The 16,938-nt window shown below is 41.2% G+C and carries 15 protein-coding genes; 9 read left to right on the top strand and 6 right to left on the bottom strand.

Annotated elements, in window-relative coordinates:
- Positions 1-123: 123 nt before the first annotated feature.
- Complete coding sequence (locus tag CP948_RS07975; RefSeq protein WP_096603184.1) at positions 124-2,079, top strand: ATP-dependent helicase; 1,956 nt, start codon at positions 124-126, stop codon at positions 2,077-2,079.
- Here the strand turns inward: CP948_RS07975 and CP948_RS07980 are convergent.
- Positions 2,076-3,173: an RNA ligase gene (locus CP948_RS07980; RefSeq protein WP_096603187.1), complete on the bottom strand. Its 1,098-nt coding sequence runs from the start codon at positions 3,171-3,173 to the stop codon at positions 2,076-2,078. The two genes, CP948_RS07975 and CP948_RS07980, sit on opposite strands and share 4 nt — an antisense overlap.
- Before the next feature lie 45 nt (positions 3,174-3,218).
- On the opposite strand from CP948_RS07980, the gene gspG reads away from it, so the two are divergent.
- Together gspG and CP948_RS07990 are read left to right on the top strand one after the other, a co-directional pair.
- Positions 3,219-3,650, top strand: a complete 432-nt coding sequence (gene gspG / locus CP948_RS07985) for a type II secretion system major pseudopilin GspG (RefSeq protein WP_096603190.1) — start codon at positions 3,219-3,221, stop codon at positions 3,648-3,650.
- Between the two features lie 3 nt (positions 3,651-3,653).
- Positions 3,654-4,757 (top strand): glycosyltransferase family 4 protein, encoded by a 1,104-nt coding sequence (locus CP948_RS07990; RefSeq protein ID WP_096603193.1) that lies wholly within the window; start codon positions 3,654-3,656, stop codon positions 4,755-4,757.
- Here the strand turns inward: CP948_RS07990 and carB are convergent.
- On the bottom strand, positions 4,754-6,427 hold the full coding sequence (carB, locus tag CP948_RS07995; protein ID WP_096603196.1) for a carbamoyl-phosphate synthase large subunit: 1,674 nt from the start codon (positions 6,425-6,427) through the stop codon (positions 4,754-4,756). The genes CP948_RS07990 and carB overlap by 4 nt on opposite strands.
- Positions 6,428-6,466: 39 nt before the next feature.
- Between carB and ppa the strand changes: the two genes are divergently transcribed.
- From ppa to CP948_RS08015, 4 genes are read left to right on the top strand one after another with little or no spacing between them, the layout of a single operon-like run.
- Complete coding sequence (ppa, locus tag CP948_RS08000; protein WP_096603199.1) at positions 6,467-6,991, top strand: inorganic diphosphatase; 525 nt, start codon at positions 6,467-6,469, stop codon at positions 6,989-6,991.
- Complete coding sequence (locus tag CP948_RS08005; RefSeq protein WP_096603202.1) at positions 6,988-7,953, top strand: KpsF/GutQ family sugar-phosphate isomerase; 966 nt, start codon at positions 6,988-6,990, stop codon at positions 7,951-7,953. Before ppa ends, CP948_RS08005 begins: the two co-directional genes overlap by 4 nt.
- Entirely contained in the window at positions 7,950-9,083 is a 1,134-nt protein-coding gene (dxr, locus tag CP948_RS08010; protein WP_096603205.1) for a 1-deoxy-D-xylulose-5-phosphate reductoisomerase, read from the top strand. The genes CP948_RS08005 and dxr overlap by 4 nt, the downstream gene beginning before the upstream one ends.
- Positions 9,076-10,818: an ABC transporter substrate-binding protein gene (locus tag CP948_RS08015; protein ID WP_096603208.1), complete on the top strand. Its 1,743-nt coding sequence runs from the start codon at positions 9,076-9,078 to the stop codon at positions 10,816-10,818. Before dxr ends, CP948_RS08015 begins: the two co-directional genes overlap by 8 nt.
- On the opposite strand, the gene CP948_RS08020 is transcribed toward CP948_RS08015, so the two are convergent.
- Genes CP948_RS08020 through CP948_RS08030 form a run of 3 tightly spaced genes read right to left on the bottom strand, consistent with a single transcriptional unit; the run spans position 10,811 to position 13,988 of the window.
- Entirely contained in the window at positions 10,811-12,082 is a 1,272-nt protein-coding gene (locus tag CP948_RS08020; RefSeq protein ID WP_096603211.1) for a hypothetical protein, read from the bottom strand. The two genes, CP948_RS08015 and CP948_RS08020, sit on opposite strands and share 8 nt — an antisense overlap.
- Positions 12,079-12,675: a hypothetical protein gene (locus CP948_RS08025; protein ID WP_096603214.1), complete on the bottom strand. Its 597-nt coding sequence runs from the start codon at positions 12,673-12,675 to the stop codon at positions 12,079-12,081. Before CP948_RS08025 ends, CP948_RS08020 begins: the two co-directional genes overlap by 4 nt.
- Complete coding sequence (locus CP948_RS08030) at positions 12,675-13,988, bottom strand: TldD/PmbA family protein (RefSeq protein ID WP_096603302.1); 1,314 nt, start codon at positions 13,986-13,988, stop codon at positions 12,675-12,677. The genes CP948_RS08025 and CP948_RS08030 overlap by 1 nt, the downstream gene beginning before the upstream one ends.
- Positions 13,989-14,044: 56 nt before the next feature.
- Between CP948_RS08030 and CP948_RS08035 the strand changes: the two genes are divergently transcribed.
- Positions 14,045-14,482, top strand: coding sequence for a pyridoxamine 5'-phosphate oxidase family protein (locus tag CP948_RS08035; protein WP_096603217.1), 438 nt, complete (start codon positions 14,045-14,047; stop codon positions 14,480-14,482).
- A complete protein-coding gene (locus CP948_RS08040; protein WP_096603220.1) occupies positions 14,479-15,858 on the top strand; it encodes an ArnT family glycosyltransferase in 1,380 nt (459 codons plus the stop codon). The genes CP948_RS08035 and CP948_RS08040 overlap by 4 nt, the downstream gene beginning before the upstream one ends.
- Here CP948_RS08040 and prfB read toward each other — a convergent pair.
- Positions 15,809-16,918 (bottom strand): peptide chain release factor 2, encoded by a 1,110-nt coding sequence (gene prfB, locus CP948_RS08045; protein ID WP_096603223.1) that lies wholly within the window; start codon positions 16,916-16,918, stop codon positions 15,809-15,811. The genes CP948_RS08040 and prfB overlap by 50 nt on opposite strands.
- Positions 16,919-16,938 lie beyond the last annotated feature (20 nt).

The following is a 16,938-nucleotide window of genomic DNA, read 5'->3' on the forward strand; positions in this document are numbered from 1 at the left end:
CTATGAACTTTACGATCTGTTTGTGTTTTTTGTTTCTCATTCTAATATTATCTCCCCATTGTGGGGAGCTTTTTTGCTATTTTTTAAACAGTCTCAGTTCTTTTTGGTTTTATAATAGCTATTATGCTAAATCCGTCTCAGGAGAAAGCGGTAAAACACTTTGGTAAGCCTCTTCTTATAGTAGCTGGGGCTGGTTCTGGAAAGACAAAAACTCTTGCTTACAAGTTGGAATATCTGGTCGGTCAAAGGTGCATAAGGCAGGACAGGGTGTTGGTGCTCACCTTTACCAACAAGTCCGCAAGAGAGATAAAGGAGAGGATACTTAAAATCACGGATGAGGATATACCGTGGGCGGGAACTTTTCACTCTTTTGCTCTAAAGCTTTTGAAACAGGACGGGTACAGGATAGGTATTTCTCCTTCTTTTGGAATACTTGATGAAGAAGACAGGAAGAAGCTCCTCAAAAGCATACTAAAGCAGATGGGTATAGAAAAGGAGTATCTTTATAAGGTTGAAAACTACATATTTTCAAGGTGCGAAGACCTCAAACCTCCCAAAGATGGTTTGCTTGAAGAAGTTTATCAGGCATACAGAGAGGCATTAAAATCCGCTAATCTGTTGGACTTTTCCCAGATGTTATTGGGAGCTTACGAACTTCTAAAGGATCACTCTCGCAGATGGAGAGACTTTTTTGACTTTATCATGGTAGATGAGTTTCAGGATACTAACACGGTGCAGTATGAGATACTAAAACTTCTTGCCAAGGAAAACATTTGTGTTGTAGGAGACCCTAATCAGTGTATATATGAGTGGAGATACGCAAGACCTGACAACTTGTTTAAGTTTAAGGAAGACTTTGATCCTGATGTGATAAAGCTTGAGTATAACTACCGTTCGGGAAAGTACATAATATATGTTGCCAATGCAGTTTTGTCTGCTTCAAGAGCCAAGTGGAAGGATATAGTTCCAGAGCTAAAAGCGGTAAGAGATAGCAAAGAGAAACCTGTGGTTAGGCGTTTTTCCAATGAGCTTGAAGAGTCCGCATGGGTAGCTCAGGAGATAAAAAGGCTACTTAGTAGGTTTAACCCTTCTGACATAGCCATACTTGTAAGAACGGGCTATCTTACCGATACTTTTGAAAGGGCTCTTTTCAACGCGGGAGTGCCTTACAAAACTGTAGGAACTGTCAGGTTCTTTGAAAGGGCGGAAGTAAAGGATGCTTTGGCTTTCCTTAGAATTGCAGTAAATCCATCAGACGAGCTTTCTTTCAAGAGGTGCTTAGAAGTTGCAAGGACAGGGATAGGAAGCAAGTCTTTTGAGAAGATAAGACGCTACTATCAAGGAGATTGGTTATTGGCAGGTGTCAAAGCTCTAAAAGACTTGAGTGATGAGCAAAAACACAGACTTTACAAACTGATAACAGAGCTATCAAAACTTATGAAAAGTACGGATAACTACCCTACCGCTCTTAAGGAGCTCTTAAAAAGCGTGGATTACGAAGAGCACATGCACGCAAGGTATCAAAAGGATTACCAAGAGAGAAAAGAGAATCTGGAAGAGTTTTTGAGATTTCTTGAGGAGAAAAAAAGGGAGGGCTCAACTCTTTCTGAAGTACTTCAGGAGGTAAGTCTTATCAGTCAAGAGGAGGAAGGTTCATCTGCGGTAAGCATTATGACTATACACGCCAGCAAAGGACTTGAATTTTCTGTAGTCTTTCTGCCAAGACTTGAAGAGGGTATACTTCCCCACGAAAAGAGCACAAAAGACATTCAGGAACTTGAGGAAGAAAGAAGACTCTTTTATGTTGCCATCACGAGAGCAAAAGACATGCTCTACATGACCTACACCAAGGAAAAGGCTAAAAAACCCAGCAGATTCTTGTCAGACATACCCAAGGAGTTTTTAGACCTGTCTGCTTATAAAGTGCCTAAACCTATGCACGGCATAAAGGTAGGAGATACAGTAATGCACAGAATATTCGGTAAAGGCAGGGTGTTAGCCTTGGAAGATGAAAGGGCTAAGGTAGATTTTGGTGATAAGGTAAAAACCATACATATAGCTTTCTTGGAGGTGGTTTAGTCTATTACAGAACCACCTTTGAGGATATGACCCAAAAGGCCTGTCATGTTGAGGAAAACCTTTTCAAACTCAAGGACATAGTATTTACCTTCTTTTTCCAAAGACCTTTCGTTTACCTGAATGTGTGCGGATGCGTGCTTTATCTGTTCAAGAAAGATAAGAGCGTTTTCTTTTTTGTTAAACCTGCATCTGAAAGTCCTATAGACTTTACCCTCCGATCTTACCATTTGGCACGCTTTAAATATGCCCTCTAAAAAGGCTTTGCCCACCTCTGTATAAAGACTCTCATCTGCTTTTAGCCCCTCCTCTTCTATGAAAAGAGCAAGTCTTAGAAGTCTGTTGGTATAGTAATCTGCAGGCAGGCCTAACATGTTTAGTGATGTGATCCTTATGTCGTTAATGTTGGCATAACTGGTTATGTACTTTACCCTTTTGTCGCGCTGTGAGTCTTCTTTAAACACAACCCCTTCCCTCTTTTCATCGTTGAGCTTTATCAAAATACGCTTTATGTCATCTACACGGGACAGTTCAAACCTTCCGAATAACTCCACATGTGGTAGGTTGTACTTCTCTATAAGCTTGAGTTTCTCCCTGTAAGGTAAAAAGCCCTGCTCCCCCTTTTTCATGATGTCAAACACAAAAAACCTAATGTCTTCTTCAATATAAGGTGGAGACTCTTCCACATAAGGGTTTTCTGGACCTGCTACCTCTGCGCATAGCACAAGATCCGGGTTTTCTTCAAAAAACGCAGGGTTTATAAAGTCTTTTACCCTATCTGTTGTAAAGGCACATATGTAACCTCCCCTTGTTAAGGCATATACTTCACCATTATGGAAGAAGATTCTTGTGTTGTATCCATCCACCTTTTCCTCAACCCAAACGGGCGCGTTGAACTGCTCTAAAAGTCCGGAAGATAGCTGGAATATCCTTCCTATGTGTGGATAGCCCCAGACTACAAAATCTTTAAAGATAGCTGTGCCCCTTGGCACATCTTTAAAGTCGTCTACAAATCTGAGATACTCTATTTCTTTGAAAACTTCCGTTCTGACCTTATTTTTCTTTAAAGCTTCCTTGACAACATCTACTTGTATCATTAACAAATTTCATTATAGCAGAGTAAAGGTTTATAATGTTTATTCATGAGAAGAGGTTTTACACTCATAGAAATACTTATAGTAGTTATAATTATAGGACTTCTTGCTGCGTTGGTGGCTCCAAGGCTTGTGGGTAAACTTACCGAATCAAAAGAAAAAATAGCTAAACAGCAAATAGCTATGCTTTCAACAGCGGTTGAACTCTTCAGAGCTGATGTAGGTAGATACCCAACAACTCAGGAAGGCTTGGAAGCGCTAATAAAAAAACCGGAGAGTGTCCCAGATAACCTCTGGAAAGGTCCGTATGTGAAGGGCAATAAGCTACCTTTGGACCCTTGGGGAAATCCCTACCACTACTTTGGTCCGGAGGATCCAAAAACTAAAGAAAAGGGCGTAGATTACCTCATCATGTCTTACGGCTCTGACGGTAAAGAAGGTGGAGAAGGAGAAGCCAAAGACATATCCAACGCAGACTAATTTATGAAGCTTTTTATAAACGCAACTCACTTTTACGAACATCCCAGTGGTTTGGGTGTGTACACAAAAAACTTAGTTCGTGCTTTATTAAGTATTCATGATCAAATAAAAGTTTTCACTGGAAACCCAGATATAGGATGCTCAAACCAACAATTGGTAATAACACCTAAGTGGTTAAATCCAAGGAAGGGAACCATTGGCCACATTCTTCGCATACTGTGGGAGAACAGCTATCTATGGATTCAGACATTAAGAGAAAGGCCTCACATACTTTTTTCTACAGTTCATGAAGGTGTTGCACTACCTTTAGTGCATACCAAACAAGTAATAACACTACACGATACTATTGCTCTCAAGTTTCCCCAGTACTTTAAAAGACTGAAATACTACTTTACCCACTTTTTACCGCTGGTAATAAAAAATTCCCAAGCTATTGTGTGCGTTTCTGAAAACACAAAAAAAGACCTGCTTGATTACTACAAACTCAACGATAAACCAGTATATGTAGTGTACCCAGGCTATGACAGAGATGTCTTTTTCCCAAGATATGGGTCTGTGTTTACAAAAAGGTTTGGAAAGTACTTTCTCTTTGTAGGAGACATGAGGCCACACAAAAACCTTGAAAGACTTATAAAGGCTGTAAATGAGCTAAGATGTGAAAACTTCAAACTCTTAATAGTTGGGAAGAAGGATATGCGCTTCTATCCAGCTCTCTGGAAGATGGTAAGAGGGTATAAACTAGAGGAAAAAGTTCTTTTTTTAGACTATGTGCCTCTTGAAGATTTGCCTTACCTTTACTCAGGCGCAGAAGCTTTTGTATTTCCTTCTCTTTATGAGGGTTTTGGTTTGCCACTGATTGAAGCTATGGCGTGTGGTTGTCCCGTGATAGCTTCTGACATACCTCCACTTAGAGAGGTATGTGATCAAAGTGCCTATTATGTAGACCCTTACGATACTCATAGTGTAGCGTGTGCTCTTTACCAATTGCTCACAAACAATTCACTAAAAAGAAGGCTCCGCATGTTGGGGCTCTGGCGCGCAAAATACTTCTCTTGGGAGAAGTCTGCAAGACAGCATATGAGTATATTTGAGGAGCTTATGGCTTAATCTTCGTCAAGAAGCTCTTCTCCCTCTATAGTGTAATAGGGCCTTTCGTAGGTGGAGTAGTAGTAGGGAGTGTACGCAAAGAACTCTCCGGCGCATGTATCCACACCCTTAAAGGCAGGTATTATGCGCGCTGTGTTTCTTATGTTTCTTATTTCTTCTTCGCTCATACTTTTAAGCAGAGCTATCTCCACATCAGAGTATCCTAACTCTTTTGCTTTCCTCAGGGTCTCTTGGTCAAGTGGGGATTCCCTTAGTGTGTTTTCAAAGTCTACTATTTCTTTTATGTTGTGTAAGAACCATCTGTCTATCTTGGTGTATTCATAGACTTGTTCTACCGAATAGCCTCTTCTGAAAGCGCTGGCTATGTACCATACTCTGTCTGGATTAGGTGTCCTAAGGTGCTTAATGAGTGTGTCCTGAGGAACATGGTCAAAAGATGGGCGCAGAAGCCCATAGGCATCTATCTCAAGGCTTCTTATGGCTTTCATAAAGGCTTCTTTGAAAGTCCTACCTATTGCCATAACCTCACCTACAGACTTCATCATAGTGGTAAGAGTTCTGTCCGTTTGTGGAAACTTAGCAAAGTCAAAGCGTGGGATCTTTACCACTACATAGTCTATGGAAGGTTCAAAGGATGCAGGTGTGTCCTTTGTTATATCGTTTTTTAGCTCGTCAAGGGTGTATCCCACCGCTAACTTGGCTGCCACCTTTGCAATAGGGAAACCCGTAGCTTTTGAAGCCAAGGCGGAAGACCTTGAAACCCTTGGGTTCATCTCTATAACGTAGAAGTCCCCATTTTCTGGGTTTACAGCAAACTGGATGTTAGAACCTCCCGTATCCACACCCACCTCTCTCATGATCTCTATACAAGCATCTCTCAGGATCTGATACTCTTTGTCTGTGAGGGTTTGAGCAGGTGCTACCGTTATGGAGTCTCCTGTATGCACGCCCATGGGATCAAAGTTCTCTATAGAACAGACTATTATCACATTATCTTTTGAGTCTCTTATGACTTCAAACTCGTACTCCTTCCAACCTATTAGGGACTTGTCTATGAGAACCTGATGTATGGGTGATGTGCCGAGTGCCAGCTTGAGCTTCTCTTTGAATTCCTCTATGTTATAGGCTATAGACCCACCTGTGCCACCAAGGGTGAATGCAGGTCTTAGTATGGCAGGAAAACCTATGTCCTTTATAGCGGTGAGTCCTTCTTCTACAGAAGACACTACAGCACTTTCTGGAACTTTGAGCCCTATTTTTTGCATGGACCTTCTGAAGAGCTCTCTGTCCTCACCCTTCTTTATGGCACTGTAGCTGGCACCAATTAGCTCCACAGAGTATTTTTCCAAAATGCCCTTCTCGTAGAGTTCTACCGCCAAGTTTAAAGCGGTCTGCCCACCAAGTGTGGGAAGAAGAGCGTCTGGTCTTTCCCTTCTTATTATTTCCTCAAGGACATCTACCGTGAGGGGTTCTATGTAGGTCCTGTCTGCTACGCTTGGGTCTGTCATTATGGTAGCTGGGTTTGAGTTGACAAGCACTATACTGTAGCCTTCCTCTTTGAGAGCTTTACAAGCTTGAGTTCCCGAGTAATCAAACTCTGCAGCCTGACCTATCACTATGGGACCCGAGCCTATGATGAGGATTTTCTTAATGTCTGTGCGCTTTGGCATTAAAGCTTATATTATAATCTTTTTTCAGGAGGTGAAGGCATGAAGAACATACCACCCGGTAAAAACCCCCCAGAAGATATATACGTAGTTGTGGAAATACCCCAAGACAGTCCCATTAAGTACGAGCTTGATAAAGAAACCTCTACCATTTTTGTGGATAGATTTCTCTATACCGCTATGCACTATCCTTTCAATTATGGCTTTATACCTCAGACACTTGCAGATGATGGTGATCCTGTAGATGTGCTTGTCATCTCAAGGTATCCTGTCATTCCCGGAAGTGTAATAAGGTGTAGACCAATAGGTGGCTTGGAGATGAGGGACGAAGAGGGTATAGATACAAAGCTTTTGGCAGTTCCTCACTCAAAGGTGGACCCCACATACGATCATATTAAGTCCGTTGATGACCTACCCAAGGCATTACTTGACAAGATAAAGCACTTTTTTGAACATTACAAAGAGTTAGAACCAGGCAAATGGGTAAAGGTAGAAGGTTTCAAGGGCGTACAGTTTGCCATAGAGGAGATAAAGAAGGGTATAGAAAACTACAAAAAGACTTCATGAGTTTCGATATACTCACAGAAGCCAAAAAGGTTTTTGACACAGAGATTCAGGAACTCATAAGGTTGAAAGAGAACCTTGATGAGAGCTTTGTTAAGGCAGTAGAAATTCTTCTATCTTGCGAAGGAAAAGTCATTACCACTGGTGTGGGTAAATCTGGACACATAGCGCAAAAGATAGCCTCTACCCTTTCAAGTACCGGTACTCCTGCGCACTTTCTGCACCCTTCTGAAGCCCTACACGGTGACCTTGGTGTTATAGATTACAGGGATGTCCTTTTGGCTATATCAAACAGCGGAGAATCTCCCGAAGTGATATCCCTAATACCCTACGTGAAGCTTCTAAAGGTGCCCATCATAGCTATAACCAACAGAAAAGACTCCACCCTTGCTAAGTATGCGGATGTACATATATTTTTAAATGTAAAGAAGGAAGCTTGTCCTCTTGAGCTTGCGCCCACGAGCTCCTCTACCGCATCTTTGCTTGTGGGTGATGCCCTTGCCATGGTTCTTCTTCAGCTAAGAGGTTTTACTAAGGAAGATTTTGCCCTCAGGCATCCTGCAGGAAGTCTTGGCAGACGCTTAAAAGTAGTCAGAGAGCTCTACCATACGGGAGATGAAGTTCCTATAGTTTATGAAGAGACACCCATGACAGATGTGATCATAGAAATGACCAGTAAAGGCTTTGGTGCTACTGCGGTGATAGACAAAAGTGGAAAGCTAGTAGGAATAATAACAGACGGAGACCTCAGAAGGTTTGTAAAAAACGGTGGAGACTTCAACACTGCCAAGGCAGGAGATGTTATGACAAAAACTCCAAAAACTGCAAAGGCTAACGAACTTGCAGCAGAAGCTCTAAAGAGAATGGAAGATCATAAAATAACCGTGTTGATAGTTATAGATGATGAAGGTAAACCAGAAGGTATAATACATATGCACGATATACTCAAAGCTGGTGTTTTATGAGAAAGTTGGGTGTGCTTGGTTCTACAGGTTCAGTAGGAAGCCAGACTCTTGATATTGTAAGAGCCTACAGAGAGGAGTTTCATCTTGTAGGCATAGTTGCCAAAAAAGCCTCTGAAAAACTCCTTAAGCAGGCAATAGAGTTTAAACCTCATTATGTAGTATCCTACGAAGAGCCTTCCAAAGATTGGTTAAACAGCCTTCCCAAAGAGACCACTTACATAAAGGGTCAGGATGGTCTCATAGAAGTCATATCCGCATCAGACTTTTTGATGAATGCCATATCGGGAATAGACGGCATAATTCCCACTTACGAAATACTCAGAAGAAATAAACGGCTTTTGGCTTCTAATAAAGAATCTATAGTTTGTCTTGGTGATCTTATTAGAGAAAAGAGGGATTTGGTAGTGCCCGTGGACAGCGAACATAACGCCCTCTTTCAGCTTCTTTCTTTTGTAAGCGCAGAAGATTTAAGAAAGGTATACCTTACTGCTTCTGGTGGACCCTTTAGGGAAAGATCACTCCAAGACTTGGAAAAGGCAACAGTTGATGAAGCCCTAAACCATCCAAGGTGGAAAATGGGTGCTAAGATAACCGTTGATTCTGCAACGCTTATGAATAAAGGTATGGAGATAATAGAAGCTATAAACCTTTTTGACCTTTCTGTTGATAGCATAGATGTGCTTATACATCCTCAAAGCGTAGTTCACGGTATAGTGGAGCTAAAAGACGGTAGTTTCTTGTTTCATGTGTCCCAAACAGATATGAAAATACCAATTATGCATGCACTCTTTTATCCAGATAGAAAAGACTATCCTTTTGAAAGGAAGAGCCTGCTTGACCTCTCACCCATTAGCTTTGAACAAGTTGACAGAGAGAAGTTTAGGGCACTCCACCTGTGCAAGTGGTCTGCTCAGATGGGAGGTGCATACATTCCCGCTCTGGTAGGTGCAGACCAAGCTGCGGTAGAGATGTTTCTTGAGGGACACATAAAGTTCTTAGACATAGTGCGCATAGTAGAAGATGTGCTCAGTATGCTAAGCCTGCCAGAACCTCAGAACATAGAGCAGGTTTTAAACACAATAAATTGGGCTTATCAAAAGGGTAAAGAGGTTTCTTTAAAGTATGCGTGATGTGATCTTGGCAATAGCTCTTATATTGTTAACTTTTTTACCTTTCTACATGTCTTCTTCTCCTTCATCGGGCAGTGTAAGTTTTGTAAGATTAGACCCTTCAAAATTTGAGCCCATTCAAGGAAAGGAAGGTGGTACTTTGCATTTTATACTAAGTGGAGACCCTAAAACGCTTAATCCAGTAATGGCTCAAGAGAGCACATCTACAGCGGTTATAGACTATTTGTTTACAGGGCTTACAAAGACAGACATAAAGACCATGAGGGTGCTACCAGACCTTGCAAAAGGTTGGGAGGAGAAAGACTCAGGCAGACGCTATATTTTCCATTTGCGCGAAGGTGTAAGATGGAGCGATGGTGTTGAGCTAACCGCTGATGATGTAGTCTTTACTTACAGAGATGTTTATCTCAACAAAGACATACCTAACTCCACTGCAGATATGTTGAGGGGTATCATAAAAACTGATAAAGACGCACAGAGCTTTGTTAGGAAGATAGACAGGTACACTGTGGAGTTTAACATTCCCAAACCCTTTGCTCCCTTTCTTCAAGTCCTTAGCGCTCCCATCCTTCCCAAACATAAATTAGAGAAGTACGTAAAGGAAGGAAGCTTTCCCACCGCTTGGAATGTAGATACAGACCCAAAGGAAATAGTGGGTACAGGACCTTATGTGATAAAGAGGTATGTCAAAGGGCAATTTGTTGAGTACTCTGCAAACCCCTACTATTACGAGAAAGACCGCGAAGGTAGAAAACTTCCTTACATAAAAAGTATGATAGGTATAATAGTGCAGGATCCAGACACTGCCCTGCTTAGGTTTTCAGCAGGAGATGCAGATTACATAGGTGTTAGACCCCAAGACCTTCTTTTTATGTCCCGGCTTAGATCCATAACCCTTTATGACCTTGGTCCCACACCATCCACCACCTTCCTCGTATTCAACCAAAACCCAAGAGCTAAGATACCTCCCTATAAACTAAGATGGTTCCAAAACAGAGTTTTCAGGCAAGCTATATCTCATGCCATAGACAGAGAAGGCATATGTTATCTTGTTTACAACGGACTTGCGGAACCTCTTTACACACCCATAACACCTGCCAACAGACCTTATTATGACGAAGGGTATTACCCTAAGTATAACTACGATCTTAAACTTGCAAGAGAAATGTTGGAAAGTATAGGGTTCAAAGATAGGGATAAGGACGGTATTCTTGAGGATCCCCAAGGTCATAAGCTTGAAATAGTTTTGCTTACCAATGCAGGAAACAAGGAAAGAGAAACCATAGGCAACATTATAAAAGAGGATCTTGAAAAGATAGGTGTAAAGGTCATATTCAGACCTATAGATTTTAACAGCTTAGTCTCAAGACTGTCATCACCACCTTATGAATGGGAAGCGGTGATTATAGGGCTTACGGGTTCTATAGACCCTTACTTTGGTAGGAATGTGTGGCATTCCTCTGGAACCCTTCACATGTGGAACCCAAGACAGAAAAACCCTCAAACCCAATGGGAAAAACAGGTAGATGAGCTTTTTGACAAAGGCGCACAAGAATTAGACTTTGCAAAAAGAGTAGATATATACAAAAAAGCCTTCCTGATAATAACCCAAGAGCAACCCATGATATTCATAGCGGTGCCCAAAAGCATGTTAGCGGTCTACACCAACAGGTTTGACAACTTCTTCCCTACCGTATGGGGATGGTACAAAAGCGAGACACTATTTATCAAGTAATGAGCTCTCTTAACCTTTCACGAAGTGCCTTGGAAGTCTCTTGTCTTATTATGTCAGCCAAGTTTATCGCAGAAAGCTGTTTTTCCACCTGTTCCCTTATGACTCTCTCAATCAGTGAATTTATAGACATTTCGCGCACCGCACTTATGAACGCATTTTCTATAAGCTTTTCAGATAGCACATCCTTTAAGTGATCTTTGAGCATTTTCTCTATATATTCCACCTTTATCTGAGGAACCGGAGTTTTTTCAGGAAGAGGCTCTAAAACCATCTCCTTTTCGGCTTCGAAGGGCAACTGTGAGGGAATCTCGGAAGTTTTTTCAAGAGAAGGCTCTAAAACTGTCTCTTTCTCTGATTCTGAAGGCAACTCTAAAGAAAAGCTCTCCAGCATAGGTTTTTCTGACTTTTGCTCCTTGAAAAGCTCATCTAAAAGCCCTATGACCTCATTGGACACTTCCTGCGCGGGAACTTCCTCTTTTAAAAGTTCCCTTACTTTTTCTATGGCTTTTGCAATCTCTGCTTCTCTTGAGAAGGCGTACTTGTTGGGAAGGTTTATTCTGTCCACATCTATGGTAAAAAGGTCATCTATGAGGAGTATATAGTGTTTCTGTGCGAGTTCTTCCTTCTGAGACATCTCCATAAGAGTCTTCTGGGCTATCATACCTGAGATGGTATCAAAAACTACAATGTCCGCTTCTCTTGCTTTTTCTACAGCTTCTTTTACATTTTTGACAATTGCTATTTCACAGTCCGTACCGAGCGCTGTCTTTATAGTGTCTATGATAGTACTGTCAAAGGAAACTATCAGCACCCTCTTTTTCTTAGCTTCTGACGTGTAAGAAGCGGTTTCTTCCTGCTGCTTATGCTGCTCAAAAGATGGCATTTCTATCTCTAACTCTGGAACGTGAAAGGTGGTTTCTATCTCCTGCGCATGCTCTTCTGAAAGTGCATCCTTTATCTTGCTTATTGCCTCTTCTCTGGGTAGTTTTACTTTCTTTTTAACTATTATGTTGTTCATGTCAACGGGAAAAAGGTCATCAACGAGCACTATATACTTGGCATCTTTGAACTTACTCTGATACATTTTGTTAATGTCTTCCTCTGAAATGGAACCAGAAATAGCATCGTAGATGATCACATCTGCACTTTGGACTGTGTTTACCGCTTCCTCTCCATTCTTTACATCTATCACCTCGTACTCTTTGAGAGCTTCTTTTATACCTTTCACTAGGCTTTTGTCAAAGGATACCACAAGTACTTTCATGCTTTACCCCCATACTTTTTAAGTATATCATCAAGGATCCCTTTGGCTTTTTCTACACTTTCCTCAGGTATGATCTTGCTTGTGGACAGTGTCAACCTCAGGGCTTTAATGTAATTGACAAATTTATCATCTGTGGTTTTGACCACCTGTTTTTCTTCAACAGTATATAGCAGGAACATTCCCATCGCAAAAACTAAAAAGCCAGATATGAGCATACCAAAGGCGTATGGATTTTCTATAAAAAAGTACATATACTCACCTATTGTAGGATTTTTTGCGTAAAGGTACACTTCGTTGCCCTTTTTGTCCTTGTAAATTTCAGAAGAGTACATGTTTTCGTCAAAGAGTTTAAGCACATTATCTGTGGTGATTACCTTTCCACTCTGTGTTTTTAGTATGATGGCGGAGTATTCGGGATGTGCTGGCTTTGAAAGGGTATTACCACTATAAAGATCAAGGATAAAGCTTGCCACATTTTTGTTCATCTTCTCCTGTCTTGCTTTAATGTAAAGCTCAAAGGAGGTAATACATCCCAAAAGTATAAGAAAAATGCCTAACAAACATAAACCAGTCCCGGAAAGCTTTTTCTTCATTATCCACTCACCGTAAGTTTCTCTATTAGCAAAGAAGGAGAACCCACATTTGCATAAAAAATCAGATCACTGCCTACACCTACCACCCCTTCCCACAACTGAAGCACATTACCACTTAAAGTGACTCCCCTCACGCTCTTCTCCTTTTTCCCTCTCTTATAAATTATACCAGATGCACCTAAAGAGAAGTCTCCAGAGACTGGGTCCACCGTGTGCAGTCCCATAAGGTCAAGTATAAGAAATACCTCATCAAAAGAGCTAACAAGCTCGTCTATGTCTGCATCTCCACTCTCTATGTAAAAATTGGTTATCCCGCACGAAGGTAAGCTTTTGAAACTCTCTCTAATAGAATTACCCGTAGGTTCTGTCTTCAACTTATTTGCAGTGTAAAGGCTGTGAAAGAAACCTTTGAATATGCCTCTATCTACAAGCACCTTTCTTCTAGTGCGTATACCTTCCGCATCAAAGGGAAAGCTCAGAAAACCATCCTTCATACTACCGTCATCAATTATGCTCAGACGCTCAGATGAAATCTTCTCTCCTACCCTATCTTTAAGAAGGGTCTTGTTTTTCAGCAGGGACTCACCTGAGAACATACTGCTAAAAGCCTCAAGTAGCATAGCAGATGCAGAGCGAAACAGAACTACTGGCATCACCTTAGTTTCGTAAGGCTTGGGATTTAGCAAAGACACAGCCTTAAACACCACCTCCTGAACCATTCCATCAAGATCCAGATCCTTGAACCTTCTTGCTCCTCTAAAGTCATAAGATATGGACGCATCACCTTTATCTTCCGCAAGAGCGGATATGGAGGATGTGTAAAAGGTAGTCTTGTAGTGATACTCCAGACCGCAGGAATTGTAGCAGTAGACCTCTACTTCTTTCTCTTTGATACCTACCTTTCTCACACCTTTTATTCTACTATCTAAAAGCTTTGCCTTCTTCTCCAAAGAAACAACAAGGTCTATCTTGTCCTGTATGGGAAGATCAAGAAGTTCGTACGGAAGGGGCTCTTCTCTGGGCTTTTGGCAGTAGAAGGAAAAACCATCATCCTGTGGAGTAAGCTGGCATATCTCCATAGCTTTTTCTACACAGTCCCTTATTGCTTCCTCTTTCAGATGTGTGGTGTAAGCAAAGCCTATCCTGTTATCCCATAGCACCCTGATGCCAAGTCCAGCATCCGTGGATTTAGATAGACTTTCAAGCTTTTCATCCGAGACCTCTATGGACTCCTTTTTTGAAGTTTCCAGATAAATCTCGTATTCAAAAGGAGGTTTTACATACTTAGAGACCATGCTTCTTATGTCTTCCATAAACATAGATTTTAACACTGTATTGTATTAAAATTCACTATGGGAGGTGCTAAAAAATGCTACCTACTGAACTTGTGGATCTGATGAACAAGCTGGGTGTTTTTCCCTGTGTGCTTGGAACCACAGATAAAGAAGGAAACATTCATATGACTTTCATAACATGGGTTTATCCTAAAAGCGAGAGAATTTTGCGCTTTGCTCTGAGTTCTGACTCAAAAAGTGCAAAGAACCTCAAGGAGACAAAAAGAGCATGCTTTATGTTTTTCTTACCTGAAAAAGCCCTTGCGTGCTATGGCAGTGTACAGATGATCCTCGAAAGTATAGAGGAAATAAAGTTTCCCGTTTCTGTGTTTGAGATGCACATAGATAGGGTTGAGAACAGTCTGTTTCCGGGTGCTACCATCACAGGCATTATACCCTTTGCACACACAGGCGATTTGGAAAAGATGGCAGAGCTTGACGGTATAGTTCTTGAGGCAATGCGAAGTGCATGAGACTTATTATCCTTCTTCTTGCAGGAGCTATTTTATCTCTCCTTCCTAACTTAAACACTTACGAGTTTAGAAACGAGGAGGCTCTGAGATTAACAGTAGCCTACGAAATGTTTAAAAACTCAAATTATGCACAACCTTACCTTTTGGGAGAGCCTTATTACAACAAGCCACCTCTTTTTAACTGGCTAATAGTGTTATGCTCATATTTCTTAGGTTGGAGTGAGCTCACCGGAAGGGCTGTAAGTATTACCTTTCTAGTGCTATGCCTTCTTCTTTTGGTAGCTTTTACCCAATACCTTTTCAGAAACTTAGAGCTGTCCTTACTTTCCGCATTGGTGTTTTTAACCTCTGGAAATGTGCTTTTCTTTTACGGATACCTTGCAGAGATAGATATAACCTTTACCTTTTTTGTCTTTTCCCTTATGGTATGCGCTTACATGTGGTCTCAAAAAGACAGTATATTTTGGGCTTTTGCCACAGGCTTTTTGACAGGTCTGAGTTTTCTTATTAAAGGCTTCCCTGCTTACGCTTTCTACGGGCTAACCTTGTTAGCTCTAAGTGTATACAAAAGAGACACAAGCTTACTCTTTGGCAGGAAAGCCTTTCTTGCACATGCTACTAGCTTTGTTTTACCTACTTTCTGGATCGTAAATACTCATGATCCACTACTTTACCTAAAAAACCTCCTTTATGAGAGCTTAAGCAGGGTAAAGGAAAGGGATTTTTCAAGAGTGCATCACCTGATTACCTTTCCCATACTTACCTTTAAGGACACACTTCCCAACAGCTTGCTCTTCCTAATAGCTCTATACCTGCTTCTAAGACAGAAGGAGCTTAAGTTTCCTCCTCAGATAAGGGTTATGTTTATCATGTTCTTTGTAAATTACCTTCCCTATCTTTTTTCTAACTCCGCAGGTAGGTATGTTTTACCCCTTTATCCTCTGCTCGCGGTGATGTCTTCTTACTATATATACAGTGCACTGGAGAAGGGAAATTACAAGAGGATCTTTTATGTATCCATATTGCTTACAATAATCCTCAGAGCTCTTTATGGCTCTGTCTTTTTTCCCTACTACAACGAGAGGGAAAGCTCCAGAAAGAGTATAGCCATGAAGATGATAAAGGCTATGGATCTAAAAAAACCTGTGCGTTGTGAATGCCCGCAGGAGCTATCCGTTTGTCTTTATGTGAGCCTTGCCAAAAACGAACCTCTCAAAAAGAATCTTCCTGACGCTGTGTACTCCATAAGCTGTGGTGATGAAAGAAAGGGTAAAGCCCTCATAAGCTTTGATGTGAATAGATCTTATCAGATAAAGCTCTTATATTTTAAGTCTTTGCCCCTTCTTTTGCTCTCCACCTTAGGTACTCTTCTATAAAGGCATCTATATCTCCGTCCATAACCGCCTCTACATTTCCCACTTCTAAGCCTGTCCTCAAGTCCTTTACCATCTGGTAAGGTTGGAACACATAAGACCTTATTTGATAACCCCAACCTATATCCGTCTTTTCCCCTTCAAGAGCTTTTTTCTTTTCCTCAAGCTTTTGAAGCTCAAGCTGGTAAAGTTTAGCCTTTAAGAGTTCAAGAGCCTTTAGTCTGTTTTGAAACTGGGATCTCTCCTGCTGACAGGAAACCACTATACCAGTAGGTATGTGTCTTATCCGTACTGCTGTATCCGTTTTGTTTACATACTGACCCCCAGCACCGCTTGCTCTGAAGGTTTCCATCTCTATGTCCTCTTCCCTTATCTCTATGTTTATACTTTCGTCTATTTGTGGTACTACTGATACAGAGGCAAAGGAAGTGTGCCTTCTTGCGTTAGCATCAAAAGGAGATATCCTAACGAGCCTGTGAACACCGCTCTCCCCTTTGAGATATCCGTAAGCGTAAGGTCCTTTTATTAGAATAGTAGCGCTCTTTATACCCGCAATATCGTCAGGGTTTATGTCTATAACCTCCACCTCATAGCCGTGTTTTTCTGCCCATCTTCTGTACATTCTTAGAAGCATGCTTGCCCAATCGCAAGCCTCTGTACCCCCTGCTCCTGCTTGTACAGTAAGGTATGCATTCTTTTTGTCCATCTCTTCAGAAAGGAAAGTCTTTATCTCAAGCTCTCTAATGGTTTTTTCTACTGACTGGATCTCTTCTGCTATCATGGAAAGAGCTTCTAAATCGTCCTCTTTTGTCTCTTTTAAAAGTTCCTCAGCACCTTCTAAGGAACTTCTTATCCTTTCAAACTCCTTTATGGTCTCTTCAAGCCACTTTCTTCTTTGGGTTAGCTCCTTTGCCCTTTCTTGATCTTCCCAAAAGTCTGGCATGGACATACTAATGTCTATTTTTTTTAGTTCCTCCTTCATGGAGTTTATGTCCATAGTTTGCTGTATATCAAGGAACTTTTCTTTTAGCTCTTCAATCCTGTTTTTTACTTCTGCAAGCATAATATATAAAATAATACGCC

The organism is Hydrogenobacter hydrogenophilus (genome assembly GCF_900215655.1).
Lineage (GTDB): Bacteria > Aquificota > Aquificia > Aquificales > Aquificaceae > Hydrogenobacter > Hydrogenobacter hydrogenophilus.

Bases quoted from the DNA above. Each gene is read 5' to 3' on its own strand.
- dxr (WP_096603205.1), top strand. From the start codon at position 7,950: ATGAGAAAGTTGGGTGTGCTTGGTTCTACAGGTTCAGTAGGAAGCCAG.
- CP948_RS08005 (WP_096603202.1), top strand. From the start codon at position 6,988: ATGAGTTTCGATATACTCACAGAAGCCAAAAAGGTTTTTGACACAGAG.
- carB (WP_096603196.1), bottom strand. From the start codon at position 6,427: ATGCCAAAGCGCACAGACATTAAGAAAATCCTCATCATAGGCTCGGGT.
- CP948_RS08020 (WP_096603211.1), bottom strand. From the start codon at position 12,082: ATGAAAGTACTTGTGGTATCCTTTGACAAAAGCCTAGTGAAAGGTATA.
- CP948_RS08035 (WP_096603217.1), top strand. From the start codon at position 14,045: ATGCTACCTACTGAACTTGTGGATCTGATGAACAAGCTGGGTGTTTTT.
- gspG (WP_096603190.1), top strand. From the start codon at position 3,219: ATGAGAAGAGGTTTTACACTCATAGAAATACTTATAGTAGTTATAATT.
- CP948_RS08025 (WP_096603214.1), bottom strand. From the start codon at position 12,675: ATGAAGAAAAAGCTTTCCGGGACTGGTTTATGTTTGTTAGGCATTTTT.
- CP948_RS08040 (WP_096603220.1), top strand. From the start codon at position 14,479: ATGAGACTTATTATCCTTCTTCTTGCAGGAGCTATTTTATCTCTCCTT.
- CP948_RS07975 (WP_096603184.1), top strand. From the start codon at position 124: ATGCTAAATCCGTCTCAGGAGAAAGCGGTAAAACACTTTGGTAAGCCT.
- CP948_RS08015 (WP_096603208.1), top strand. From the start codon at position 9,076: ATGCGTGATGTGATCTTGGCAATAGCTCTTATATTGTTAACTTTTTTA.
- CP948_RS07980 (WP_096603187.1), bottom strand. From the start codon at position 3,173: ATGATACAAGTAGATGTTGTCAAGGAAGCTTTAAAGAAAAATAAGGTC.
- CP948_RS08030 (WP_096603302.1), bottom strand. From the start codon at position 13,988: ATGGAAGACATAAGAAGCATGGTCTCTAAGTATGTAAAACCTCCTTTT.
- prfB (WP_096603223.1), bottom strand. From the start codon at position 16,918: ATGCTTGCAGAAGTAAAAAACAGGATTGAAGAGCTAAAAGAAAAGTTC.
- ppa (WP_096603199.1), top strand. From the start codon at position 6,467: ATGAAGAACATACCACCCGGTAAAAACCCCCCAGAAGATATATACGTA.
- CP948_RS07990 (WP_096603193.1), top strand. From the start codon at position 3,654: ATGAAGCTTTTTATAAACGCAACTCACTTTTACGAACATCCCAGTGGT.